Origin of the sequence: Pseudomonas sp. B21-021, from assembly GCF_024749205.1 — a bacterium.
GTDB classification, from domain to species: domain Bacteria; phylum Pseudomonadota; class Gammaproteobacteria; order Pseudomonadales; family Pseudomonadaceae; genus Aquipseudomonas; species Aquipseudomonas paraglycinae.
This window is the reverse complement of the sequence record NZ_CP087192.1, coordinates 1,583,138-1,606,408: the sequence shown is the minus strand read 5'-3', so window position 1 is coordinate 1,606,408 and position 23,271 is coordinate 1,583,138. Positions and strand designations below refer to the sequence as shown.

The following is a 23,271-nucleotide window of genomic DNA, read 5'->3' as shown; positions in this document are numbered from 1 at the left end:
CGACACAACAAAAAGACCGCACGACATGTCAGAACCCACTCTACTGAACAACGAAATCCGCGACTGGCTGATGGACTGCGGCCTGTTCGATCAATTGCAACTGGCGGATTTTGCCGCCGCTTCGGGCTACTTCAGCATCAGCACCGTGGCTGAAGGCGAAGCGATCTTTCGCGAAGGCGATGCCGGTAGTTTCATGTGCATCATCCACACCGGCCAGGTGGCCGTGCAGAAAACCGGTGGCGACGGCCAGGTCGTGACCATGGCCACCCTGCGCAGCGGCCGGGCATTCGGTGAAATGGCCGTGCTCGACGGCGAGCGCCGCTCGGCGACTTGCGTGGCGGCGAGCAACTGTCAGTTGCTCAACCTCGGCAAGGATTCGCTGGAAAAAATGCTCAACGACGCACCGAAGATCGCCGCCAAGATCATCCGCGCCCTCGCCGTTTCCCTGTCCAAACGCCTGCGCATGGCTGACGGTCAACTCGCCGCCCAGCAGATCTAGCCTCCCGGGGATTTGGGTTTGCTGTCGTTCTGTTCGAGGCCCGGCAATGGCTGATCCTTGGTCGGCGGGCTGGGCATTTCGATCGGCACCAGCGGCGGGCCGCCACTGCCGGGACCTGCCTTGGGAATCGGCACCGGGCTGATCTGCGGATACGGGGTTGGCGTCGCCGTACCGGGCGAACCCGGCTGCGGTGTCGGGCTGACGGGAATCGTCTGTTGCGCCTGTACGGCAGTTATCGAGAGCGCGGCCAGGGTAATGACCGTTAGAATGGTGCGCTTCATCAAGGGCTCCGTTGGCCTGAAGTCTGCCTTCAGGCTACTCCCAACGCGCCGGCTTGCCTTCCCCCCCTGTAGAGATTTCCATGAAACGTTTCGTTCTGCTCGACACCACGCCGATCCCTGACAACGGTGGCGCCCTGTGCCTGTTCGAGTATGGCGAGGACTTCGTCATCAAGATCCAGGGCGGCGACGGCGGCCAATTGATGAACACCCGCATGCACGGCTCCGAAGACGCGCTGGCTGAGATCCCGTGCCGCAAGGTCGCCGGCCGGCCGAACTCGCGGGTGCTGATCGGCGGTCTGGGCATGGGCTTCACCCTCGCCTCCGCACTCAAGCATCTGGGCAAGAGCGCCGAAGTGGTGGTCGCCGAGCTGGTGCCCGGTGTGGTCGAGTGGAATCGCGGCCCGCTCGGTGAAAAGTCCGGGCGCCCGCTGCTCGATCCGCGCACGGTGATCCGTCAGGAAGACGTGGCCAAGGTGCTGCAAAGCGAGCCGAACGGTTTCGACGCGATCATGCTCGACGTCGACAATGGCCCCGAAGGCCTGACCCAGAAGGCCAACAGCTGGCTGTATTCCGCCGCAGGCCTGGCCGCGTGCGCCAAGGCGATGCGCCCCAAAGGCGTGCTGGCGGTGTGGTCGGCCAGCGCCGACCGGCAGTTTTCCGACAAATTGAAGAAGGCCGGTTTCAAGGCCGAGGAAGTTCAGGTCTTCGCCCACGGCAACAAGGGCACGCGCCACACGATCTGGATTGCCGAGAAGCTCAAGGGCTGAGCTAAACTTGCCTCATAACCGTCATTAGTCTTTTTACAAAGGTGAACCCATGAGTTCGTCCACCCCGACCAACACTTCGAAGCTGGATCGCATCCTCGCCGACAACCAGCGCGACAAGGAAATGGGCTACCGCGACAAGGCCCTGAAGATGTACCCGCACGTGTGCGGCCGCTGCGCCCGTGAGTTTTCCGGCAAGCGCCTGAGCGAACTGACCGTGCACCACCGCGACCACAACCACGACAACAACCCGCAGGACGGTTCCAACTGGGAACTGCTGTGCCTGTACTGCCACGACAACGAGCACTCGCGCTACACCGACCAGCAGTATTTCGGCGAAGGCTCGCTGAGTACGCCGAAAATCGCCAAGGCCACGCACAACCCGTTTGCTGCCCTGGCCGGCCTCATGAAAAAAGAAGACTGATCCCCCAACTCTGATCGTTCCCACGCAGAGCGTGGGAACGATCAGCACCGCAGATCCTGAATCTGCCCGCCCTCCCCCAATCCCCGTATAATCGCCCTCTTTTTCCCGAAGGCACCCCGCTCGTGGCAGACAAACGGTACAGCTGCATTGGTTTGTATAACCCCAAATCACCGGAAAACGTCGGTTCGGTGATGCGCGCCGCAGGCTGCTACGGCGTGTCGACCGTGTTCTACACCGGCAAGCGCTATGAGCGCGCCGCCGATTTCGTCACCGACACCAAGCGCGTGCACTACGACATCCCGCTGATCGGCATCGACGACCTGAAAAAGATCCTGCCGCTCAACTGCGTCCCGGTCGCCGTGGAACTGGTAGACGGCGCCCGCCCGCTGCCGGAATACACCCACCCGGATCGCGCCCTGTACATCTTCGGCCCCGAAGACGGCTCGCTGGATCAAGAGATCCGCGACTGGTGCGAAGACGTCGTGTACATCCCGACCACTGGCTGCATGAACCTCGCCGCCACGGTCAACGTCGTGCTCTACGACCGCATGGCCAAAGGCCTGAACACCCGCTCCGGGCCGAAATTCCGCTGAAACGCCGCACATCCGATGGAACGAGGTGACCGCCTGCGCAGTCAGCTTGTTTATCGATTACTCATTGCCTGGAGAAAGATCATGACCGAGCTCAAACGCGTCGAGCGTATCGAATCCACCCCGTTCCAGAGCCGTTCCGAGCAGAACGTCGAAGGCTGGGAGCGCATCGGCTCGCTGGCCGGCGGCGTGATCATGGTCGGCAAGGGCCTGCGCCGTGGCGGCGTATTCGGGTTGATTCAGGTGGCGATTGGCGGCGTGGCCATGGCCCGCGGCATCACCGGCCACAGCTCGGTGAAAAGCCTGCTGGAGAAAAGCCGTCAGGACATGAACAACGTCCGGGCGAAGATCGAGCGCGCCGGTGAGGAGCTGAGCAAGCTCAAGGCCAATGCCGAAGCGGCAACCAAAACCGCCACCGTGACCGGCAATGACTCGGTGAAATCGCCGAAAGCCGGGGTTTGACCGCTACCGAAGCAACCCGGTATCAAGGATTTTGGACGACTCGCCGAGAATGCTTTCGGCGAGTTGCACGAACTCTTTGGTGTCCACCGTCCCCAGATGCATCGCCCCGCGCAGCACGTCATCCAGCGAGCGCTTGTTGCGGGTCTTCAGGCGAATCTCGCCGTCCAGCTCCTGTAACAACAGCACCGCTTTCGATAGCTGCGCCGGGCTGATCTGCTCGCCGCGCAGGGTCGTGACCTTCTGGCTGTCCTTGGCCAGTTTCGCCTGTAACGCCTGATAACGCTCGTCGCTCATCCCCCCGGCACGGCGCACCAGTTCGATCGCGTAATACTCGGCAAACCCCTCGCTGATCCAGTCGCTGCGCTGCTCGTCGTTGATCCGTCCGAACACCTGCGCCAACTCGCGCACCAGTGCGCTGCTGCCGCTTTCGCTGACCAGCGGCAAGCGCGTGTTGAGGTAGATCGACTCCCGTGCCGCCAGGCTGCCGCGCCACATCGGGTCGTTGGCACCGACAATCAACAGCTTGCTCGGATGGCGCGGAAACACCGCCTGCACCTGCGGCCATACAAACGTCAGCAGCGTCAGCACATCCATCCGGCGCATACCCTGCCCTTGTGGCGAGGCCACGGTGACTTCGGTTTCCCCCAGTCGGGTGCGGCGGCTGCCAAGGTGGCCGGCGAGCATCCAGCCGGTCGGGCGGTCGAACAGGCGTGACGGATTGTCGATGCGGAATTTGTTCTTGCCGATGCGCGGCCAGGCGGTTTCGACGCTTTTCCAGCCGTCGGGCAATTCGAAGTGCAGGCGCGCGACCAGCTCGATGCCGTCCTGCTGATCGAGCCTGGCCGGCGGTACCAGTTCTTCACCGCGCATCAGCGCCCAGGTCGGGGTCATGCGCGTGTCGAAGCTGCCGTTCTTGCGGCCGTGGCTGATGCGTACGCGGTAGGTCAGGCTGGCCTTGTCCGCCGTCGGGCGCCATACGCCGCGTGCGTGTTGGCCCGGCGTCAGTTGCCATTGGCCGTCGGCCTTGAAGTCGCTGTAATGGCTGCCATCGCCCAGATCGAAATCCAGACTGCGCACCGCTTCGCCCTTGGCGAGGGTCAGGCGCACTTCGGCCTGATCGCTCTGCGGCAGCAGGCGTACCTGATAATCCAGATCTACTTTCTTTGCCGCCCACACCGGCGCACTCAGCGCCAGCAACGTGACGATCAGCGCCCGGCGCAATCCCGTCGCCATACCTGCTCCTTGGTCAATCGTTAACCTGCGCGGAAAATCAGGTGATCTTCCCAGTCGTCTTCCGGCACGCTGCCTTCGGCGAGCATGCGCCCGGACTGGGAAATCCGTTCGTGGTGCACCGCGTCGCGATCACCGCAGACCAGGTGATGCCACAGCGGCAGATCCTTGCCTTCGCTGACCAGCCGATAACCGCAGGTCGGCGGCAGCCATTTGAACTCTTCGGCCTGGCCCGGGGTGAGCTGGATGCAGTCCGGGACAAACTTCATGCGGTTCGGGTAATCGCTGCACTGGCAGGTTTTCAGGTCCAGCAGTTTGCAGGCGATACGCGTGTAATAGACGCTGTTGTCTTCTTCATCCTCGAGCTTTTGCAGGCAGCACAGACCGCATCCGTCGCACAGCGATTCCCACTCCTCGTGATCGAGTTGATCGAGGGTTTTGCGTATCCAGAACGGTTCGACTTTGGCGGCCATGGCTCAAGCATCAACATCAGGTGGTGAAAAGGCCGCCAGTCTAGTGCCCAAGGCCCCGTGATCCAAGCGCTGGCGACTACCGGTTGTGCGGGGCTTGTCAGTTTTTGCGCGGCCAAGTAGCTTTGCCGGTCTCACCAGGCCTTTGCCGGATGCCATTAACGCTCGACCGCGTTGCATCCGGTGAACTGCAGGCTTGCGCCACGACCCCATCGTTCAGCCCAACTGATCCCGCCGGGTTTCGCTTCCAACCTGTCCTCAAACGTAGCAAGGAATCTCTCGATGAGTGCCAACCCTCGCGTTGCCGAATACGCCATTCACCCGCAGTTCACCGATCGCTGGTCGCCCCGCGCCTTCACCGGCGAAGCGATTTCCGAAGAAACCCTGCTGAGCTTTTTCGAAGCCGCGCGCTGGGCGCCGTCGGCGTACAACTCGCAGCCGTGGCGTTTTCTCTACGCCCGTCGCGACACCCCGAACTGGGAGCGTTATCTGGGCCTGCTCAATGAATTCAACCGCAGCTGGGCACAACACGCTTCGGCACTGGTGATCGTGATTTCGAAAACCACCTTCACCGCACCGGGTGCGACCGAGGAAACGCCGGCACTGTGGCACACCTTCGACACCGGTTCCGCGTGGGGTCATCTGGCACTGCAAGCAAGCCTGAGCGGCTGGCACACCCACGGCATGGCCGGCTTCGATCAGGAGCTGACCCGCAAGGAGCTGAACATTCCGGAGGGTTATGCGCTGCACGCCGCCGTGGCGGTGGGCAAGCTGGGTGACAAGGCAACCCTGGCGGATTACCTGCAAGCACGGGAAACGCCGAGCCCGCGTCGTCCGCTGAGCGAACTGGCGGCTGAAGGCGATTTCACCCTCTAAGCCCCGCTTGATCGTTCCCACGCTCCGCGTGGGAATGCAGCCCGTGACGCTCTGCGTCACTCGACGCGGAGCGTCCCTTGAGGCATTCCCACGCAGAGCGTGGGAACGATCTCTATAGTCAGTAACCGCGTGCGAAATCCACTTCCCCGCGCAACGCTTCACCCGCCTGATACGCCCGCAAGTTATCCAGAAACAACTGCACCATCATCGGCGGCGAGGTCGGCGCCGAGCTGTGCCCGGTCAGCAGCAAGCCCCATGCGGTCCAGAACGGATGCCGTTGCGGCAGCGGTTCCTGACGGCAAACGTCGATCACCGCGCCCGCCAGATGGCCTTCCTTCAACGCTTCGACCAGATCAGCATCGACCACCGCCACACCGCGTCCGGCGTTGATGAACAAACCGGTCGGCTTGAATTGCTTGAACAGCGCAGCGTCGTAGATATCGTGGGTGTGCTCGGTGTTGGGCAGCAGATTGACCACATAATCCACCTCGCCCACCAGCCGTGGCAGATCCGCCATCGAACCGACTTCGACAAACGGCGCTTGCTCGCGGGCGCTGCTGGCGATGCCGTACAACTCGACACCGAACGGCAGCAGGAACTGCGCCACGCTTTGGCCAATGTCACCGGTGCCGACGATCAGCACCTTGCGCCCGACCAGACTCTGACCGGTGCGGTTGTCCCACTTGCGCTCGACCTGGCTGACCAGCCGCGCCAGCACTTCACGCTCGTGGCCGAGCATGTAAGTCAGCACGTACTCGGCCATGACTTGGCCGAAAATGCCGACCGCCCGAGTCAGGCGGTAATCCCGGCGCAGGCCGTCGGCCAGTAGCGGCGTGATCCCGGCCCAGGTCGATTGCAGCCATTGTGGCTGATGGCCCTGACGCAACAGGGTCGCCAGCAGATCCGGCTGGCCCAGCCACACCGGGCAATCGACGGCCTGGCGCGCCAGTTCGGCGGAGTCGCCGCTGGTCAGCACTTCAAGCTCCGGAGCCGCCTGACGCAGCAGTCGGGCGTATATCGCGTGGTCGTGTTCAGCAATCAGAACGCGCATCTTCAAACCTTTCGCAAACCGTGCAGGCGGCCGTCCACTTCGTGGCAGCCGTCGCCGTAAAAACCGTTCCAGGGGTTACAAGAGGCCCAGGACAGGGCCTCGCGGATCAGACCGGGTCGTTGCGTCGCAGCAACTCTTCGGGCAAGTGCTCGATGTACTCTTCCTCGGCCGGTGGCATTTGCAGGTGATAGCCCTGCTTTTCGAGGTTTTCCAGGACCACGGCGATGTCTTCGCTGGCCAGCTTGCGCTCGGGGGTCAGCACCAGATCGAAGGAATGCTTGGCCTTGCCGAACGCCGCCATCAGACCTTCCGGCACGCGCTCCAGCGCATCGCTCTTGAGCACGTAAAGGTACATGCCGCTTTTCTTCGAACTTTGATAAATGGAACAAATACGTTTCAAGGCTGTTCTCCGGCGGTGGCCAGGCTGTCGAGCAGCTTCTGGCCCATCAATTCGCGGCGCCAGCCACGCAGCGAATCAGGCAATTGGTAAGGGCCCTCGGGGAAGCCGCTTTTGACCAGCGCTTCGAGGGTTTTCTTGCGCAGCATCAGTTCCGGCGCGATGCCCAGACGTTCAGCTTCGGCCTGACCGAGCGCCCGCAGCTGTTTGATCAGCGCAGCGGCTTCGATCGGCAACGGCTCCGGCACGGCTGGCGGCCATTGATCAGGCCCCACACTGCCAGAGCGCTTGATCAGATCAAGCAGAAACTCGCCGTCCTGACGCACGGTACGCGGGTGCATGTCTTCGATCTTGCCCAGCGCGCTCAGGTTGTCCGGTTGGGTCCGGGCCAGCGGCCACAGCGAGTGCTCACGCACGATGCGGTTGCGCGGCAGGTCGCGGGCGCGGGCCTCGCGTTCACGCCAGGCGCACAGCTCACGCAGCACGGCCAGTTGGGCGCGGGACAGTTTCCACGCCAGTTTGGCCTCGCGATACACCTCGTACGGATCGGTCTCGCGGCGCAGGTTGGCGACCAGTTCGGCGCCATCCTCCAGTACCCAGGCGAATTTGTCGTCAGACAGTTTCGGACGCAGTTGTACGAAAACCTCCGCCAGATGCACGGCGTCTTCGGCGGCATAGCTGATTTGCGTGTCGGACAACGGACGCTGCAACCAGTCGGAACGGGTTTCGCCCTTCGGCAATTCGATGCCGAGCACTTCCTGCACCAAACGCGAATAGCCCATCGAGAACCCGAGGTTCAGGTAGGCAGCGGCCAGTTGGGTGTCGAACAGCGGCGCCGGCAGGCTGCCGGTCAGGCGCAGCAGGACTTCGAGGTCTTCGCTGCAGGCGTGCAGGACTTTGAGCACCGCCGGGTTTTCCAGCAACGCGGCCAAGGGTTGCCAGGCGTTGATGGTCAGCGGGTCGATCAGGTAGGCGCGTTTGCCGTCGCCGACCTGCAACAGGCCGGCAATCGGGTAGAAGGTGTCGACCCGCATGAATTCGGTGTCGAGGGCAACGAACGGCAGCTGCTGCCACTCGGCGCAAAACTGCGCGAGGCTATCGTTGTCGCGAATCCAGTGAATATCGATGGCCACACGGCTCTCCCTTCAAGAATGGCGCGCAGTATATATCGCCACCGGCGCTTTCCGCGCCTTTACAGGGCAAGAGCTTGATGAAATCTCCTGCCTGAGGGAAAGAATAGTCTTACAGAGTGAGTCTGCCGGCTCAGTCCTTGGCCAGCACCCCGTCGATCACCGCCCCCCGGCAGCCGGCAAACATGTCCAGATCCGGCTGGTAGACCTTGCTCTGCACTTCCAGCAGGCCGAGCATCGAGTGGAACAGGTTGTCTTGGCTCAGCGGTTTGTCGCGGCTCATTTGCAGGCAATGGGTGTCGACCGAGTAGGACTTCTGATAGCTGTCGGAGAACCACGCCAGCATCGCCACGTGTTTCTGCTGCTCCGGCGCCAGCATGTACGGCGTGCCGTGGAGGAACAGGTTGTACTCGCCCAGGGATTCGCCGTGATCGGACAGGTACAGCATGGCGGTATCGACCTTGTCCTGATTGCTGCGCAGCACATCGATCAGGCTCGACAGCACATGGTCGGTGTACACCAGCGTGTTGTCGTAGCCGTTGACGATGCTTTCACGGCTGCAATTGTTCAGCGCGTTGCTTTCACACACCGGGGTGAAGCGCTCGTATTCCTTGGGATAGCGCTTGAAGTATTCCGGGCCGTGGCTGCCCATCTGGTGCAGGACCAGCACGGTGTCCTTGTCCAGGTGATCGATGAAGCTTTGCAGGCCTTGCAACAGGATTTCGTCGCGGCATTCGCTGTTGGCGCACAGTGCCGGGTCTTTCAGATTGCTGACGTCCTGCAAGGTGACGCGATCGCAGGTGCCCTTGCAGCCGGACTGGTTGTCGCGCCAGATCACATCGATCCCGGCACGCTTGAGCACGTCCAGCAGCCCTTCCTCATTCTTCGCCTTGCTGGCGTCGTAATCCTTGCGGCCCATGTTGGAGAACATGCACGGCACCGACACGGCGGTTTCCGTGCCACAGGAATGCACATCGGTGAAGGCGATCAGGCCGGCTTCCTTGTCCAGTTTCGGCGTGGTGTCGCGGTCATAGCCGAGGATGCCGAAGTTTTCCGCCCGGGCACTTTCCCCCACCACCAGCACCGTCAGGGATTTGCGCGGATGGTTCTGCACGGCGGCATTGCGCTGGGCGTCTTCGCCGATCGTGACGAACGGTTGCTGCGCTGAAGCCACCTGCTCACGCAGATAACCGGCCGAGGCGCCGATGTAGTTGCTCGGCACCAGCATCAGGCGAATTTCGTGGTGATTGCGAAACAGCGACGACAGCCCTTGATAATTGGCCAGCGCGACGCCGCCAATGACCGCGACCGACGCGACACTTACCACAACTTTACTTAATAACTCGCGATGCCAGCGACGATAGTTGACTGGAACTTTCCACAACAACCAGGACGGCAAGACACCCAGAAAAACGATATAAGCCAGCAACTTCAAAGACAGCAGATCGCGCACTTCAGTGGCATTGGTTTCGGCAAAGTTTCTAAACATGCCGGCATCGATCATTACACCGTATTGGCTCATGAAATAAGCCACGCCGGCGCTGACCATAAACAACAACGTCAACACGGGTTTCAACACGGGTCGAAACGCCAGCAACGTCAGCACAATGTTATACGCCGCGAAGATCATCACCCCGAACGCAATGCGCATGGCAATGCCCTTGCCGTCCGCAGCGGTGATATCGAACAGGTGTTGCCAGAGAACGAAATTGAATCCGATCAAAAGAAAGGCGCTGGCAAACAACGTCACCCATTCCGGGCGCACGGCTTTTAACTTGAACATGGCGAGGGGCTATTTCCTTGAAAGAAGTGCCGTCGTCAATTGTGAAAATTTCATTGACTCAGACAATACAAACTTTAAGCAGGCAACCATCAATTTTTTGTGAAAAAGAAGCCAACGATTAGTTGGCCCATGAAATAACCATGAAACTTTCGGAGTATTTGAGAATGGTTCAGCTGTGGTTCAGTCGCGGGCGACGAGGTGCCGTATCGAGTTTCTCGATACCGCTCCCGACTTTCTGATTTGCCGCCCCGCTCGCCTGCCCGCCTAATCGACCGCCTCTGGTTCAAAGGTCTGAAGATGGAAAACGTTCGCGCCACTGCCCGCCCCGCTGTCTGGCTGATGCTCGGCATCATCCTGGTCGCCCTCAACCTGCGCCCGTCGATGGCGGCGGTCGGGCCCTTGCTCTCGGCCATTCGCGGCGATATGGCGCTCAGTTTCAGTCTCGCAGCGTTGCTGACCCTGCTGCCGGTGATGGCGATGGGGCTGGCGATGTTTTTCGGCATGGCGGTCAGCCAGCGCCTCGGTGAACAGCGCACGGTGCTGCTGTCGTTGTTGATCATTGGCGGGGCGACGCTGTCGCGGCTGTTTCTCGATTCGGCGGGCGGATTGATCGCCAGCGCCGTGCTGGCCGGGATCGGCATTGCACTGATCCAGGCCTTGATGCCCGCGCTGATCAAATCGCGGTTTCCCGACAACGTGGCGCTGTGCATGGGCCTTTACGTCACTTCGATCATGGGCGGCGCGGCGCTGGCCGCTTCGTTCGCTCCGTGGGTGCTGATGCAGACCGGCAACTGGCGGGCGGGACTGGCCGTCTGGGCAGTTTTGGCATTGCTCGCCATTCCTGTGTGGTGGGCAACCCGAACTACGTCACCGGACGTCACCCGATCTGTTATCAGAAAAGAATCCTTCTTCACGAATTCCCGCGCCTGGCTGCTCGCGATCTTCTTCGGTCTCGGCACTGCGTCCTACACCTGCGTGCTCGCCTGGCTGGCGCCGTACTACGTGGAAAAGGGCTGGAGCGAACAAAACGCCGGCCTGATGCTGGGTTTTCTGACCGCCATGGAGGTGATTTCCGGGCTGGTAGTGCCCGCCATCGCCAATCGCAGCCGTGACCGACGCCTGGTGCTCGGCACCCTGCTCGGCCTGATCATCGCCGGATTTCTGGGTCTGATCCTCAGCCCTCAGCACCTGAGCCTGCTGTGGCCCTGCCTGCTCGGACTAGGCATTGGCGGACTGTTCCCGATGAGCCTGATCGTATCCCTCGATCATCTCGACGAACCGCAACGTGCCGGCGGGCTCACAGCCTTCGTACAAGGCATCGGCTACCTGATTGCCGGACTATCGCCCCTGATGGCCGGCGCAGTTCGCGATCAACTGGGCAGCTTCGAGTGGGCCTGGTGGTCACTGACGGCAGTGATGGCGCTCATGCTGCTGATGGTGCTGCGCTTCAACCCACGATATTACGCCCGGCACATGGGTTGATCGGGCGAATGGCAGGCCGACCCGTCTGGATAAAGGCTTCTGGCCACCTTTTCCGGGTTTGATTGTGTACGTCGTGTTACTAAAACTTTCTGTCCCACAACTGACCGTGAAAAGTCCTACAGGGCTTTCTCCTGGCACCATCGTTCCGTTACGATCATGCGCACACGTTTGCGCGGATTCGGCGCAAGGAGCACAGCGAGACAGAACGGATGCTGAACAGTAACTTGCTTAGAAAGCTCGACATGCAGGATCTCATGGTGTTTGTCGCCGTGTATGAGCAAAGCAGCGTCACCGACGTGTCGGAGGCGCTGTTCGTCAGCCAGTCCACCGTCAGTTACTGCCTGAAAAAACTGCGCACCAGCTTCGAAGACGATTTGTTCGTCAACACCCGCACCGGCATGCGCCCGACCTACAAGGCCAGCAGCATGTACGGTCATGTGCAGAAAATCCTCGAAAGCATCAACCTCTGCCACGCCGGCGCCCCGACTTTCGATCCGGTGGCGCAACCGGTGACCTTCAACATCTGCGCCCCGGAATACTTCGAGCAACTGATCCTGCCACGGATGTTGAAGCGCTTTGACTTCGATGACTTGCCGGTGATGGTCAACATGCACAAGTTCGAAACCGACGTGCCGGTCGAAGAATTGCGCGACGGCAGCCTCGATCTGGTGATCTGCTTCGGCCCGCACTTCCATCGCAGCCACGCCGACCTGAAATCACGGATGTTGCTGGAAGATGACCTGGTCTGCGTCTTCGACAAACGCGCCACGCCGCTGGAGCCGCGCCTGAGTCTGCAAGCTTTCACCGAACGCCGGCATGTGTTCCCGACACCGTGGACGTCGACCACCAACATGGTCGATGGCTGGCTAGCGCGGCAGGCGCAGAAACGCCAGATCGTCGCCCGTTCCAACAGCTACAGCGCGGCGTTGAAGATGATCACCGGCACCGATTTCATCCTGACCCTGCCCCGGCGGATCCAGCGTTTGCTGACCAACGACGCCGTGTTCAACCACTGCGAGGCGCCGAACGGCCTGCCGGGGTTCACCCTCGACATGCAGTGGAGCCACAACCTCGATCAGGATAGCGCCAACCTCTGGCTGCGCGAGCAGGTCATCAAGACCTGCGCGGAGCTTGAGGCGGCCTGAGTCTTACACGCCGATGGCGGTCTTGTTGTAGGACTCGCGGTCGATGTCGAGCAGTTCCACACTCAACTGCACCTCGACCCCGGCCGGCCATTCGCACAGATCCTGCAACACCGCCAACAGACTCTGCGAGAGCTGCTTCTTGATCTCCGGAGAACGCCCGCTGAGCAGCGCCAGCCTCACCGCGACAAAGGCGCGCTCGTTCATGGCGGTGCCGACCTTGAAGGTGTCAACCTTGAGCGCACGGCTCTTGATATCGAACTCCGCCGCGAACTGACCGGAACCAACCAGCGTGTTGTTGAGCCGGATCAACGCCACGTCGGCGTTCAGTTGCGGCAGGTTGGCGGTGTATTCCAGGTGCAGGTGTGGCATCTCGGAGCTCCAGTGGTTCGGCGGAAAGGTCGTACATATAACACAGCAACACCTGACTCACGCCAACGACGACATCACCGGCCGCTCACTCATGAACTGCTCCAGCCGCGAACGCAACCAGCGCTCGGCCGGGTCACTGTCGACGTGGCTGAGCCAGACCATCGACAGGTCGAGGGTCGGGGTCTTGAACGGAAACGGCTCCTTGAACAAGAACCCGGAAGCGGCCATGGCGTCGGCGGTGTAATCCGGCAGGCTGGCGATCAGGTCGGTGCCGGCCAGCAGCGCCGGCAACGAACTGTATTGCGGCACCGACAGCACCACCTGACGGGTGCGACCGATGTCCGCCAGCCACTCATCGGCGTAGCCACTGACATTGGCGGTGTGGGAAACCAGCACGTGCGGGCGTGCGCAATATTCATCGAGGGTCAGCGGCGTGTCGGACTTGTCGGCGCGCAGGATGCTCGGCTGAATGTGTCGCAACAATTTGCGCTTGGCATTGGCCGGCAGGCCGCGGGTCTGGCTGATGCCGACGGTGATGTCGCCGGCTGCCAGCAGATCGGGAATCCGCCAGTAATCGACGTGTTGCACCACGAACACCACGCTCGGCGCTTCCTGGCGCAGGGCGCGCAACAGCGGCGGCAGCAGGCCGAATTCGACGTCATCCGACAGGCCGATGCGAAAGGTCATGGTGCTGACGGCGGGATCGAAATCGCGGGTCAGGCTGAGCGCCACCGACAGCGAGTCGAGCGCGGGTTTCAGATGGCGATAAATGTCTTCGGCGCGGGCGGTCGGCTCCATGCGATGGCCGACGCGGATGAACAACGGATCGTTAAGCATGGTGCGCAAACGGTTGAGCGCCGAGCTGATGGTCGGCTGGCCGAGAAACAGCTTCTCGGCGGCTCGCGTCACGTTGCGTTCGAGCATCAAGGTCTCGAACACCACCATCAGGTTGATGTCGGCCTTGCGAAGTTCATTGCGGTTCATCCATTGCCCCCCGATCCCCAGATTGCGGCAGTGTAGAAAGGCCGTGGGGGCGGCGTCCATCGAAACGGTGCGTCATTGCACCGTCAGCGTCTTCAGCCCCAGGCCCATGATCCGCGAATCGTCGTTGATACCTAGCTGCCGAGGGCTGACGGCATCCGGCAGCTGCAATTCGATATCGAGCCGGTCATCGTTCCCGAGGCGCTGGTTGAGCGCGGCGCTGATCGGGATTTCCAGGCGATTGCCTTGAAACTGCGTCAAGCGGGTATCCAGTACCTGTTGGCCATTCAGGCTGACGATCACCCGCTGGCCGGGGTGCCCGGGCGAGATGAAAGCCAGCGCGTCGATCACGATCGAACGCACCGGCGGCTGCACCCGCAATTGGATTTTCGCCTGTCGCCCTTCTGTCCACGTCCCCCAGCTTTCCGGCTTCGACCAGCCGCTGGCCAGTTGTCGATTGCGATAAATGAAGGTCAGCGTTTGCCCTGGGCGAGTGAGGGGCGCGAGCAAAATCTGTTGCCCTTCATCAGGCACCTGCAGGCATTCGCCGCAGCGTTTCCAGCCCGGCGCCAGCACCGCCACCCCGTCCACGCGCGTCAGCAGATCGGTTTCACTGTTGATGCTCCGTGCGGCATCGACCAGAGCATCGTCATCAAGAAGGTACAAAGAGTCCGCGTCGTACTGCCCCGACTCGAGCATCGCGCGTGCTTTCTGCTGTGCTTGCGCCAGCGCCGAAGTGCTCATGCGTCCCAGATACACCGCATCGGTTTTCATCCCGTGGGTCGCTGCGAAACCGGCGATCATCTGCCAGCGATCGCTCTGATTCTGCGGCATCAGGCTGCGCACATTGACATAACGGGCAGCAGCACTGGCCCAGAAGGGATCCGTCATCGGACTGCTCCAGACCGATGAAGGCGCCAGCATTTTTCCCTGTCTGGTGGCCATCCAGCCATCTCGGGTGTCGGCCACCTGGATCAACAATGCGGCGGCCAGCAGACCGATGGCGATGCGTGGCCGGTAACCGCGTACCACCAGAAAAATCATGGTCAGGACGCAGGCATACAACACCGGCCAGAACATCCGACCCGAGGCGCGAAAAATACTGGCCAAGGCGATGATTCGGTCGGGTAGCGGATACTCGAACGTCAACGTGCCTATGCCTATTCGGTTCGACAGCGCGAACAGCCATAAACCGAGCATGGCCACCAGCAGCCATGGACGAGCTCGCAATTCATCCTTCAAGAGTCGCCGGTTTCGCAGCCCGGCAAAAAAAGCCGGCGGCACCAGCAACAGAACACCCAGGCCAAAGTAGTTGAAACCTTCGTAATCCCCCTCTTCTTTCGGCAGACCGGGAAGGAGACGGGACCAGCCTGCCGGATCGGCGGGCGACAGCAGATTCATCCGGTACAAACCGAAACCACCGGATGCCGCGCCATCGGCAATGCTGAAGTAACCGGCCTGCCAGCAACACACGCTCACCAGCGCGAAAAGAACGCCGCCCTCGATCAGTCCCTGACCCTGGGTCAATGACCGACTCAATGTCTTGCCCAGCAGGTCCGCCAGCCAGATCAGCGCAACCATGGCCAGCAGGTAGGCGTGCACCCAGGCCGTCACCGCCAGCAACGTGCCCCACGCCAGGCGACGACGTTGCAGATCCGGCAGCAACGCCAGGTACAGCGCCGCCAGAATCAGGAAATGGCCCGCCAGGGAAAGGTGCCCCACAAGGCGAAAAAACATCACCGGCGAAAACGCCAGCAACCCTGCACCCAGAAGGCGAATCACGGGATGGGGCGTCATCAGCCCCAGCAGTCTCCAGCCAAACCAGGCTTGCAAGACACAACAGGCCAGCAGCCACAAACCGAAATACTGGAAGGTCTCCGGCAACCAGCCACTGAACGGCTTGAACAACAGCGCGAGCAGTGGATTGGAGTCGGAAAAAATGATCGCGCTGCCCAGTTCCAGGCCGTAGGACGGATTGAGCCCGAGCGGGAATGTCCAGGGCCCATGCCGGAAAAACGCCCAGCCCAGATAATGCGTGGCCGGATCGCCCTGTTCCAGCCAGGCGATGTTCTGCGGGTTCAGCGCTTGCGGTCCGACCACCAGAAAAAACACCAGAACACCCAAGAACAATGGCAGCAGGGAAAGTGCCGGGTGCTCCCGTGAATCCGTCATCGATATGTCCAGAAGTTGTGCAGTACGAAAGTGAATGCCGGAATCGTCAGCGCCACGGCAACGATTCCGGCGAGATAGTGCAGCCCGGCCATCTGTGCCGCCCAGGCCACGAACATCGCCAACAGAAAACCGCCCACCGAAACCAGCATGAAACGCAGCAGGGTTTTCCCGTGCAGTCGGGCTGAAAAACTCCAGGTGGTGTTGATCACGTAAGACACCACCGTCGCGACGATAAAGGCCACGCCGTTGGCCAGGGGCGGCTGGTGGCTGACGAAGTTGATGAACAGCACCGCCCCCAGCGCATGCAGCGCGGTGACGAACAGACCGGTCACGGCGAAACGCAGACCGCGCTGGATCAATGCGGACTTTTCGGCGGACGTCACGGTTTGCGCGCCAGCACGAACACGCTCAAACCGGCGAGGCGATTCATGCCCATCAACGGCAGCTCGAGACTGCACAGGGTTTTCAGCAGCGTATTGACCAGCGGATGATGTTTTTTCAGCTGCGAACGCGGTGCCGAACCCCGAGTGCCGCCGGGTATCAGGCGCGATGCCAGCGCAATCGGGAAAACCGCTCCGAAGTAATAGGCGCCCCGCTCTACCGCCAATCCGGCGTTACCCGCCAGAGCCTCGAATTGCCCCAGGGTGTAGCGACGTTTGTGTTCGAGGAAATCATCGTGCCCGCTCCACATGAACTGGAACGCCGGCACGGTCATCAAAAAACGGCTGCCGGACGGCACTTTGTCGACGTACGACTTGAGCAGGCCGAGGTCGTCATCAACGTGTTCCAGCACATCCATCAGCAACACCAGATCCGCGTCCACGCTGTCGATGGAACGACGGTAATGCACCGGTTTTCCGGCGGTGGTGGCGCTGGAGTCGGCCGGGTAACTGATGTCCACGCACCACGCTTCGCGCGCCGCCGTGTGGGTCAATAAATGGTGGGAAAAGAAACCTGAACCGGCACCGACATCGAGAATTCGCTTGATCGGCGCTTCACCCAACAAGCGCCGGGTGGCGGCCGCTTTGGAGCAGTAATACCAATGCTCGCCGATGCTTTCGCCGAGGATGTCGGTTTCCTTGAGGTCCATCGGTCAGTCCTTGGGATCGTAAACGCGGCGTACCAGAAAGACCGGTCGGCGCTTGGCTTCAATGTAAGTGCGCCCCAGGTATTCACCGAGTACGCCAATGCCGATCAGTTGCAGGCCACCGAGGAATGTCACGGCCACCATCAGCGACGCATAACCCGGCAGATCGACACCGTACAGCAACGTGCGCACCACGATGAACATGGCAAAGGCAAACGACACCAGCGACACCATCGCCCCCAGATATGTCCAGATCCGCAGCGGCTCGGTGCTGAAACTGGTGATGCCTTCCAGCGCAAAATTCCACAGTCGCCAGCCATTGAATTTAGTCTGCCCCGCTGCCCGCTCCGGGCGCTCGTATTCGACTTGCGTGGTGCGAAATCCGACCCAGGCGAACAGGCCTTTCATGAAGCGTCGGGATTCGGGCAGCGTCAGCAGCGCGTCGACCACGCAGCGATCCATCAGCCGGAAATCGCCGACGTTTTCCGGCAATGACTGTTCGGCAATTCTGTTGTGCAATCGATAGAACCAGCTGGCGGAAGTCTGCTTGGCCCAGGAGTCGCTGCGCCGGCTGATGCGGTGGCCAAGCACCACTTCAAAACCTTCGCGCCAGCGCTCGATCATTTGCAGAATGACCTCGGGCGGGTCCTGCAGATCAACGTCGATCGGCACCACGATCTGCCCGGTGGCGATCTGCAAACCCGCGGACAGCGCCGCTTCCTTGCCGAAATTGCGGCTCAGATCAACGATGCGGATGCGTGAGTCGCTCTGCTGGCAGTTCAGGAGACGTTCCAGCGTCGTATCGGAACTGCCGTCGTTGACGAACACCAGTTCGAGGCTGATCCGGGAATCACCCTCGAACACCTGACGAATGCGCAGGAGAAAACCGTCGAGGCTGTCCTCTTCGTTGAACACGGGAACCACCAGCGACAACTTCACCGGGCCCGCGTGCTGCGTTCCATTCGGATGGGTCAATGGACTGCTCTTTTTTTTATAGTGATTGTCGGTCGCCGAACGCTGTTCGACGCCATGAGCCGCACCGTATTAAGCAGCAGCCCGAAATGTCATGCAAGGGTGAAACGACGGCGTTCCGGCCAATCCAAAGGCCGATTCCTGCGCTCTGGCCCGCGCCTTTCAGAAACATCCACGAACGATTGGAAACAAATCCCCGATAGCCAAAAATCCGCGCTCCGCTAGGCTTGCGTCGAGGCGTCACACAGGTTGTCGCACATAAATCGCATGGAGCGAACTGAATGTATTTCGAGATTTACAGGCAATCCAAAGGCACCCCGAGCACCGGCAAGGGCCAATGGCGCTGGAGATTAAGGGCGGGGAATCACGAGACGGTCGCCAGCGGCGAATCGTATGTGAACAAGGCGGATTGTCTGCATGTGATCGAGCTGATCAAGGGTGTACAGGGAGAGACCCCGGTCAAGGAGATCTGAGGTAAAAATGCTGCCTATGCCCATAGGCAGCATTCAATTGAAATGCCCGTCCGCAAAGCAATCAGTTGATCCCGGTTACGATCAATTCAAGCGGAATCAGGCTTTACCCGGATCACTGCAGATGGATAATGGCAAGCTGCCACAATCCATGATTCCCTGATACGAGGGATTCTTCTCCAATCGGCCCGACATTCACCATCACGGACACATGATCAGGCTACGAAACAAGGAGTTCGTAACTTTGCTCTCCCATCAGGATTTACCGGTTCCTCTCTCTCGTACCCAGAAGCTCACATCTCTGATCACGCGAGGCATGGCCGGGCTCGGTGTTTTGTTAGGTGCCATGTGGGCACTGATTACCTACGTAGTGCCAGATCCAAGCGTATTCGGGTTCAGCTTCATCAGCTGGAAGAACGTGGTATTGCTTGTCAGCACCTTCATGTTCTTGGGTGCAGTTTCCATTGGATGGCAAATTCGCAACTACACACCGCTGCTGAGAGGCTGCTTGCAGTTCGTCATAATTTCCGGCGTGTCATTTGGGTTCTTCATCTTGGGAACCGAGTACGCAAAACCCTCATTCGAGTTTGCAAAACTACAGGCAAAAATCGTAGAGAACGAAGGTAGCAACCTGCTCGGCAAGCGCATGGAAGTTTTGGACAATGTTCGTTTTGAGCTTGTTGGTTGCGAAAATATCGGCAGATTGCCCACATGCACCTTCGATTTGACGAACTTGAATGTGGACCGCAGCTTCCGCTTTGATGACAGCACGCGCCTGTTCGACGAATCAGGAGGCCCACTAAAGTTTGAATCGATTCGGGTTGGTCAGGTGGAAGATCGCTACTGGCTGAGATTTCAGTTAATCCGCAATGTCCCTACTCGGGTCACGCTGATTTTCCAGCAGAGCAATAGCAAGCTGAACAAAACACCTGCTATCAAGCTCGTCTTCAATGATTCGAATGATGAATCCCTCACACTGAAGTTCAGTGAAGTTGACATGCGCTAGCCTGGCCTGACGTCGCTCCAAAACGATACCAAACGAGATTTCGCCCCCACCCTATCTCTTTTGCCTAAAACAACTTTCCAGATACCTGCACCGATTTACGTAAAAGCCTCGTAGTTTTTCAACGACGAGGCTTTTAACTGCCAGCGGAAATGGCGTGAGCTAGTACCCCCTCAGAATCTCTCAGGTATATGCCGGAACGGATAATCCGACTCCTTGTACCCCCAGGTTTCTGCCGCTTGGGCAATGTCACCTTCTCTCGCGGCACCTCTTTATAGGGGATGCGACTGAGCAGGTCAGAGATGATATTGAGCCGCGCCCGACGCTTGTCGTTCGAGTTGGCCACAAGCCACGGTGCGTAATCGGTGTCGGTCGCTTCGATCATGTCGTCCCGTGCCCGGGAGTAGTCATACCAGCGACTGTAGGACTTGAGATCCATCGGCGACAGTTTCCAGATCTTGCGCCCGTCGACAATGCGCGCCTCCAGGCGCCGGGTCTGTTCTTCCTGGCTGACATTCAGCCAGTACTTGAGCAGGATCACTCCCGAACCGACGACTGCGCGCTCCACAAGCGGCACGGTCTTGAGAAACTTGTCGACCTGTTTGTCCGTGCAAAAACCCATCACCCGCTCGACGCCGGCCCGGTTGTACCAACTGCGATCGAAGATCACCACTTCGCCGGCCGCCGGCAAATGGGGCAGATAGCGCTGCATGTACATCTGGCTCTTCTCGCGATCGGTCGGGGCCGGCAACGCGATGACGCGAAAGACTCGCGGGCTGACCCGCTCGGTCAGCGCCTTGATGGTGCCACCCTTGCCCGCACCGTCACGGCCTTCGAAGATGATGCAAATCTTGATGCCTTCAGCCTTCACCCATTCCTGCATTTTCACCAGTTCGATATGCAGGCGGCGCAACTCGGCAAGGTAGTCCTTGTTCGACAGTTTTGTATGTTCGTCAGTTTTTTCTCGGGGCGAGTCTTTCTTCTTTCCCTTTGCCATGACCAGACCTCTCGGGTTGGAACGACAGCCAGGCTCGTTGGCAATGCATGACCTGGAACCGGAAAGTTTAGTCATTTATCGCAAAACGCAAGGAAACGTGCAGTAAGTCACAGACAACGTGCTTATTTCGAAAAAGCCTGTGCAGTTTTTGACGGAACGCCAATCGCCAACCATCCTCCTTCACGGCGCAGCGTCCGATGTTGGCCGTGGATGCCTCGCGTGTTGCAAACCTGCCATTTGGATGTGGGGAAAAGGTCATGCACAGTTCGCTCTTGCGTGCCGCGTCGCTCCTGCTCGCCTTGAGCGCTGCACCGCTCTTGTTGCAGGCCGCCGATGCGCCTGCGGCCCCGGCAGCTGCCAGCGCTGCGACCAAAGATGCCGTGTTTACCACGGAACAGCTCGATCAGATGCTCGCGTCGATTGCCCTGTATCCCGACCCACTGCTTGCTCAAGTACTGATGGCCACCACCTATCCGGGAGAAGTCGCCGAAGCCGTGACCTGGTCCAAGGCTCATCCGGACGCCAAGGGCGATGACGCGGTCAAGCAGGTAGCCAGCCAGACGTGGGATCCGAGCGTGCAGGCGTTGGTGGCGTTTCCGCAGGTCTTGGCGACTCTGGGGCAGGACCCGGTCTGGATGCAACGTCTGGGGGATGCCTTTCTGGCCCAGCCTGACGAACTCATGGCGGGCGTTCAGCGCTTGCGGCGTCAGGCCCAGGCGGCGGGCAATCTGCAGAGCAATCAATATCAGAATGTGACAGTGCAGAACGTAACGCCGCCCATCTCTGCCGGGACAACCAAGGCGGCCGACAACACGACCATCATCATTCAGCCCGCCGATCCGCAGGTGGTCTACGTCCCGACCTATAACCCGACGACCACCTACGGCACCTGGCCTTATCCGGCCTCGCCGCCGGTGTATTACCCGCCGCCACCCGCTTACTACCCGGGTCAGGCACTGGTGGCAGGATTGGCTTTCGGTACGGGCGTGGCGGTCGTTGCGTCGTTGTGGGGCGACTGCGACTGGGGCAATAACGACATCGACATCGATGTGAACCGTTACAACAATATCAACGGCAATAACCGCATCACCAACAACCAGAACAAGTGGCAGCACAACACCGTGCATCGCGATGGCGTGCCCTATCGTGACAACCGCAGCCGCGCGCAGTATGGCCGGCAGCTGGACGGTGCGGCTCAGCGTGACGCCTATCGCGGAGACAACGCGCAGCGGGCGCAGGCCCGGGAGCGGGCGCGCAGTTCGATGGACAGGGCCGGTTTCGAACGCCCCGCCACCAGCAATCGGGAAGCTCGCAATCAAGTCCGCGAAGCGCAATCCGCCAATGTCGGCAATCGCATGCAAGGCGGCGCGGACAGACCCAGAGCCGCCGACCGCGCTCAAGCCAACACGCGGGAGGCGCGCCAGCCGGGCGCCAATCAACGTGACAACCGTGCGTCCCAAGCCCGACCCGCAGCGGGCAGCGCGCGCAACAACGCCTTCGCCGGCGCGCGCTCTCCGTCACAGACCCGCGTCCAGGCTGATCGCGGCCGGGCCAGCCAGATTTCCGCGCAACGTCCCAACACCTCACGCGCCGCCGGACATCAGATCAGCCGGCCATCCGGCGGGGGCATGCGTCAGAGAGGAGGTGGCCGTCGATGAACATTCATTCTCTTGTCAAAGGCTGTCTAGCCCTCACGGCCGGCCTCGCATTGTCGAGCTTCGCCTCGGCCCAGCAAGTATTTCCAACCCCGGAAAAAGCCGCTGATGCCTTCGTCGAAGCCCTCGGTACGCAACACGCCGACCAAAAACGCCTGACCGAACTGCTGGGCGAGGAATGGCACAGCTTCATTCCCCGTGAAGGCGTGCAACGCAGCGATGTCGATGCCTTCCTGCAGCAATACCGCGAACAGCACACCCTGGAAAAGACCGGCGACAGCAAGGCCGTGCTCTCCGTAGGACCCGATCATTGGACGCTGCCCATCCCGCTCATCAAAGACAAAACCGGTTGGCGCTTCGACATGAAAGCCGCCCAGGTCGAAATTCGCGCCCGCCGCATCGGTCGCAACGAACTGGCGGCAGTGCAATCGGCGCTGGCCTACCACGACGCCCAAATGGACTACGCCTCGGAAGACCGCGACGGCGACGGCGCCCTCGAATACGCACAGAAAATCTTCAGCTCCCCCGGGAAACACGACGGGCTCTATTGGCCAGAAGACGACACCAACCAGATCAGCCCCCTCGGCCCCGCCTTCGGCCAGGCCATCAACGACGAAGACTGGCACGGCTACCACTTCCGCATCCTCGACGCCCAAGGCCCGTCAGCACCGGGCGGCGCTTACAGCTATCTGATTGGAGACAAAATGAGTCGCGGGTTCGCCTTGATCGCGTGGCCAGCAAAATATGACGACACCGGGGTGATGAGCTTCATGATCAGCCATGAGGGCCAGGTGTTTCAGAAGGATCTCGGGCCGGATGGGGAGAAAGTGGCGAAGGCGATGAAGCGGTTTGATCCGGATGATAGTTGGGAAGTGGTGGATTTGGGGCAGAAGTAGTTGGGGGATCGAAATCCGCCGGATTGGAAACGAAAAAGCCCCGTAGCTTCTCAGCTACAGGGGCTTCTCTGTACTTGCACTATGC

General features: G+C 60.5%; 25 protein-coding genes and 1 pseudogene. 12 read left to right on the top strand and 14 right to left on the bottom strand.

Translation table 11 applies throughout. The features are described 5' to 3' along the window. Positions 1-25: 25 nt before the first annotated feature. Positions 26-499, top strand: coding sequence for a cyclic nucleotide-binding domain-containing protein (locus tag LOY31_RS07185; protein ID WP_007956482.1), 474 nt, complete (start codon positions 26-28; stop codon positions 497-499). On the opposite strand, the gene LOY31_RS07180 is transcribed toward LOY31_RS07185, so the two are convergent. Beyond that, positions 496-780 carry a hypothetical protein gene (locus LOY31_RS07180; RefSeq protein WP_039772629.1) on the bottom strand — a complete coding sequence of 95 codons (285 nt, stop codon included), beginning with the start codon at positions 778-780 and terminating at the stop codon, positions 496-498. The two genes, LOY31_RS07185 and LOY31_RS07180, sit on opposite strands and share 4 nt — an antisense overlap. A gap of 80 nt (positions 781-860) precedes the next feature. Here LOY31_RS07180 and LOY31_RS07175 point away from each other — a divergent pair, with 80 nt between their 5' ends. From LOY31_RS07175 to LOY31_RS07160, 4 genes are all read left to right on the top strand, one after another. Further along, positions 861-1,547 (top strand): hypothetical protein, encoded by a 687-nt coding sequence (locus LOY31_RS07175; RefSeq protein ID WP_011332930.1) that lies wholly within the window; start codon positions 861-863, stop codon positions 1,545-1,547. A gap of 49 nt (positions 1,548-1,596) precedes the next feature. Further along, positions 1,597-1,968 carry a YajD family HNH nuclease gene (locus tag LOY31_RS07170; protein ID WP_007944009.1) on the top strand — a complete coding sequence of 124 codons (372 nt, stop codon included), beginning with the start codon at positions 1,597-1,599 and terminating at the stop codon, positions 1,966-1,968. 122 nt (positions 1,969-2,090) lie between these two features. Next, on the top strand, positions 2,091-2,561 hold the full coding sequence (locus LOY31_RS07165) for an RNA methyltransferase (protein ID WP_007958066.1): 471 nt from the start codon (positions 2,091-2,093) through the stop codon (positions 2,559-2,561). An 81-nt stretch (positions 2,562-2,642) separates the two neighbouring features. Then, entirely contained in the window at positions 2,643-3,020 is a 378-nt protein-coding gene (locus LOY31_RS07160; RefSeq protein ID WP_007958064.1) for a DUF2892 domain-containing protein, read from the top strand. A 3-nt stretch (positions 3,021-3,023) separates the two neighbouring features. On the opposite strand, the gene LOY31_RS07155 is transcribed toward LOY31_RS07160, so the two are convergent. Together LOY31_RS07155 and LOY31_RS07150 are read right to left on the bottom strand one after the other, a co-directional pair. Next, on the bottom strand, positions 3,024-4,253 hold the full coding sequence (locus tag LOY31_RS07155) for a hypothetical protein (protein ID WP_258713046.1): 1,230 nt from the start codon (positions 4,251-4,253) through the stop codon (positions 3,024-3,026). A gap of 20 nt (positions 4,254-4,273) precedes the next feature. Then, positions 4,274-4,723 carry a YcgN family cysteine cluster protein gene (locus LOY31_RS07150; protein WP_007958058.1) on the bottom strand — a complete coding sequence of 150 codons (450 nt, stop codon included), beginning with the start codon at positions 4,721-4,723 and terminating at the stop codon, positions 4,274-4,276. A 279-nt stretch (positions 4,724-5,002) separates the two neighbouring features. On the opposite strand from LOY31_RS07150, the gene LOY31_RS07145 reads away from it, so the two are divergent. Next, positions 5,003-5,596 carry a nitroreductase family protein gene (locus tag LOY31_RS07145; protein ID WP_085605592.1) on the top strand — a complete coding sequence of 198 codons (594 nt, stop codon included), beginning with the start codon at positions 5,003-5,005 and terminating at the stop codon, positions 5,594-5,596. Positions 5,597-5,714: 118 nt separating this feature from the next. Here the strand turns inward: LOY31_RS07145 and LOY31_RS07140 are convergent, their stop codons facing one another. The 4 genes from LOY31_RS07140 to LOY31_RS07125 all read right to left on the bottom strand — a co-directional run bounded on the left by LOY31_RS07140 (position 5,715) and on the right by LOY31_RS07125 (position 9,957). Next, complete coding sequence (locus LOY31_RS07140) at positions 5,715-6,647, bottom strand: D-2-hydroxyacid dehydrogenase (protein ID WP_085605590.1); 933 nt, start codon at positions 6,645-6,647, stop codon at positions 5,715-5,717. 106 nt (positions 6,648-6,753) lie between these two features. Continuing rightward, a complete protein-coding gene (locus tag LOY31_RS07135; protein ID WP_007958052.1) occupies positions 6,754-7,047 on the bottom strand; it encodes a YcgL domain-containing protein in 294 nt (97 codons plus the stop codon). After that, positions 7,044-8,177, bottom strand: coding sequence for a ribonuclease D (gene rnd, locus LOY31_RS07130; protein ID WP_007958043.1), 1,134 nt, complete (start codon positions 8,175-8,177; stop codon positions 7,044-7,046). Before rnd ends, LOY31_RS07135 begins: the two co-directional genes overlap by 4 nt. A gap of 130 nt (positions 8,178-8,307) precedes the next feature. Beyond that, positions 8,308-9,957, bottom strand: a complete 1,650-nt coding sequence (locus LOY31_RS07125) for a phosphoethanolamine transferase (RefSeq protein WP_258713045.1) — start codon at positions 9,955-9,957, stop codon at positions 8,308-8,310. Positions 9,958-10,254: 297 nt separating this feature from the next. Between LOY31_RS07125 and LOY31_RS07120 the strand changes: the two genes are divergently transcribed. Then, positions 10,255-11,439 carry a cyanate transporter gene (locus tag LOY31_RS07120; RefSeq protein WP_258713044.1) on the top strand — a complete coding sequence of 395 codons (1,185 nt, stop codon included), beginning with the start codon at positions 10,255-10,257 and terminating at the stop codon, positions 11,437-11,439. Between the two features lie 209 nt (positions 11,440-11,648). Beyond that, positions 11,649-12,584: a LysR family transcriptional regulator gene (locus LOY31_RS07115; RefSeq protein ID WP_258713043.1), complete on the top strand. Its 936-nt coding sequence runs from the start codon at positions 11,649-11,651 to the stop codon at positions 12,582-12,584. A 3-nt stretch (positions 12,585-12,587) separates the two neighbouring features. Here LOY31_RS07115 and LOY31_RS07110 read toward each other — a convergent pair whose 3' ends face one another. The 6 genes from LOY31_RS07110 to LOY31_RS07085 form a co-directional block, all read right to left on the bottom strand. Then, entirely contained in the window at positions 12,588-12,953 is a 366-nt protein-coding gene (locus tag LOY31_RS07110) for a 5-carboxymethyl-2-hydroxymuconate Delta-isomerase (protein ID WP_258713042.1), read from the bottom strand. Positions 12,954-13,010: 57 nt separating this feature from the next. Then, on the bottom strand, positions 13,011-13,937 hold the full coding sequence (locus LOY31_RS07105) for a LysR substrate-binding domain-containing protein (RefSeq protein WP_045121852.1): 927 nt from the start codon (positions 13,935-13,937) through the stop codon (positions 13,011-13,013). Positions 13,938-14,009: 72 nt separating this feature from the next. Beyond that, a complete protein-coding gene (locus LOY31_RS07100) occupies positions 14,010-16,106 on the bottom strand; it encodes a DUF6311 domain-containing protein (protein ID WP_258713041.1) in 2,097 nt (698 codons plus the stop codon). Continuing rightward, a complete protein-coding gene (locus tag LOY31_RS07095) occupies positions 16,103-16,489 on the bottom strand; it encodes a GtrA family protein (RefSeq protein WP_258713040.1) in 387 nt (128 codons plus the stop codon). The genes LOY31_RS07100 and LOY31_RS07095 overlap by 4 nt, the downstream gene beginning before the upstream one ends. Then, positions 16,486-17,196, bottom strand: coding sequence for a bifunctional 2-polyprenyl-6-hydroxyphenol methylase/3-demethylubiquinol 3-O-methyltransferase UbiG (locus LOY31_RS07090; protein ID WP_258713039.1), 711 nt, complete (start codon positions 17,194-17,196; stop codon positions 16,486-16,488). The genes LOY31_RS07095 and LOY31_RS07090 overlap by 4 nt, the downstream gene beginning before the upstream one ends. Positions 17,197-17,199: 3 nt before the next feature. Next, positions 17,200-18,168 (bottom strand): glycosyltransferase family 2 protein, encoded by a 969-nt coding sequence (locus tag LOY31_RS07085; RefSeq protein ID WP_258713038.1) that lies wholly within the window; start codon positions 18,166-18,168, stop codon positions 17,200-17,202. Between the two features lie 278 nt (positions 18,169-18,446). Here LOY31_RS07085 and LOY31_RS07080 point away from each other — a divergent pair, with 278 nt between their 5' ends. Together LOY31_RS07080 and LOY31_RS07075 are read left to right on the top strand one after the other, a co-directional pair. Further along, entirely contained in the window at positions 18,447-18,638 is a 192-nt protein-coding gene (locus tag LOY31_RS07080; RefSeq protein ID WP_007958030.1) for a DUF1508 domain-containing protein, read from the top strand. Between the two features lie 241 nt (positions 18,639-18,879). Then, complete coding sequence (locus LOY31_RS07075) at positions 18,880-19,641, top strand: hypothetical protein (protein ID WP_085605572.1); 762 nt, start codon at positions 18,880-18,882, stop codon at positions 19,639-19,641. Between the two features lie 170 nt (positions 19,642-19,811). Here LOY31_RS07075 and ppk2 read toward each other — a convergent pair. Next, positions 19,812-20,635 (bottom strand): annotated as a pseudogene (gene ppk2 / locus LOY31_RS07070) (polyphosphate kinase 2). 257 nt (positions 20,636-20,892) lie between these two features. Between ppk2 and LOY31_RS07065 the strand changes: the two are divergent. Continuing rightward, positions 20,893-22,293: a DUF3300 domain-containing protein gene (locus LOY31_RS07065; RefSeq protein WP_258713037.1), complete on the top strand. Its 1,401-nt coding sequence runs from the start codon at positions 20,893-20,895 to the stop codon at positions 22,291-22,293. Further along, positions 22,290-23,186 (top strand): DUF2950 domain-containing protein, encoded by an 897-nt coding sequence (locus LOY31_RS07060; protein ID WP_221535246.1) that lies wholly within the window; start codon positions 22,290-22,292, stop codon positions 23,184-23,186. Before LOY31_RS07065 ends, LOY31_RS07060 begins: the two co-directional genes overlap by 4 nt. Positions 23,187-23,271 lie beyond the last annotated feature (85 nt).

What these genes read in the sequence shown, in the direction of transcription:
- LOY31_RS07155 (WP_258713046.1), bottom strand. Translation starts at nt 4,253, where the DNA reads ATGGCGACGGGATTGCGCCGGGCGCTGATCGTCACGTTGCTGGCGCTG.
- LOY31_RS07080 (WP_007958030.1), top strand. Translation starts at nt 18,447, where the DNA reads ATGTATTTCGAGATTTACAGGCAATCCAAAGGCACCCCGAGCACCGGC.
- LOY31_RS07090 (WP_258713039.1), bottom strand. Translation starts at nt 17,196, where the DNA reads ATGGACCTCAAGGAAACCGACATCCTCGGCGAAAGCATCGGCGAGCAT.
- LOY31_RS07100 (WP_258713041.1), bottom strand. Translation starts at nt 16,106, where the DNA reads ATGACGGATTCACGGGAGCACCCGGCACTTTCCCTGCTGCCATTGTTC.
- LOY31_RS07145 (WP_085605592.1), top strand. Translation starts at nt 5,003, where the DNA reads ATGAGTGCCAACCCTCGCGTTGCCGAATACGCCATTCACCCGCAGTTC.
- LOY31_RS07150 (WP_007958058.1), bottom strand. Translation starts at nt 4,723, where the DNA reads ATGGCCGCCAAAGTCGAACCGTTCTGGATACGCAAAACCCTCGATCAA.
- LOY31_RS07175 (WP_011332930.1), top strand. Translation starts at nt 861, where the DNA reads ATGAAACGTTTCGTTCTGCTCGACACCACGCCGATCCCTGACAACGGT.
- LOY31_RS07170 (WP_007944009.1), top strand. Translation starts at nt 1,597, where the DNA reads ATGAGTTCGTCCACCCCGACCAACACTTCGAAGCTGGATCGCATCCTC.
- LOY31_RS07120 (WP_258713044.1), top strand. Translation starts at nt 10,255, where the DNA reads ATGGAAAACGTTCGCGCCACTGCCCGCCCCGCTGTCTGGCTGATGCTC.
- LOY31_RS07140 (WP_085605590.1), bottom strand. Translation starts at nt 6,647, where the DNA reads ATGCGCGTTCTGATTGCTGAACACGACCACGCGATATACGCCCGACTG.
- LOY31_RS07110 (WP_258713042.1), bottom strand. Translation starts at nt 12,953, where the DNA reads ATGCCACACCTGCACCTGGAATACACCGCCAACCTGCCGCAACTGAAC.
- LOY31_RS07125 (WP_258713045.1), bottom strand. Translation starts at nt 9,957, where the DNA reads ATGTTCAAGTTAAAAGCCGTGCGCCCGGAATGGGTGACGTTGTTTGCC.
- LOY31_RS07060 (WP_221535246.1), top strand. Translation starts at nt 22,290, where the DNA reads ATGAACATTCATTCTCTTGTCAAAGGCTGTCTAGCCCTCACGGCCGGC.
- LOY31_RS07185 (WP_007956482.1), top strand. Translation starts at nt 26, where the DNA reads ATGTCAGAACCCACTCTACTGAACAACGAAATCCGCGACTGGCTGATG.
- LOY31_RS07180 (WP_039772629.1), bottom strand. Translation starts at nt 780, where the DNA reads ATGAAGCGCACCATTCTAACGGTCATTACCCTGGCCGCGCTCTCGATA.
- LOY31_RS07065 (WP_258713037.1), top strand. Translation starts at nt 20,893, where the DNA reads ATGCACAGTTCGCTCTTGCGTGCCGCGTCGCTCCTGCTCGCCTTGAGC.
- LOY31_RS07105 (WP_045121852.1), bottom strand. Translation starts at nt 13,937, where the DNA reads ATGAACCGCAATGAACTTCGCAAGGCCGACATCAACCTGATGGTGGTG.
- LOY31_RS07160 (WP_007958064.1), top strand. Translation starts at nt 2,643, where the DNA reads ATGACCGAGCTCAAACGCGTCGAGCGTATCGAATCCACCCCGTTCCAG.
- LOY31_RS07115 (WP_258713043.1), top strand. Translation starts at nt 11,649, where the DNA reads ATGCTGAACAGTAACTTGCTTAGAAAGCTCGACATGCAGGATCTCATG.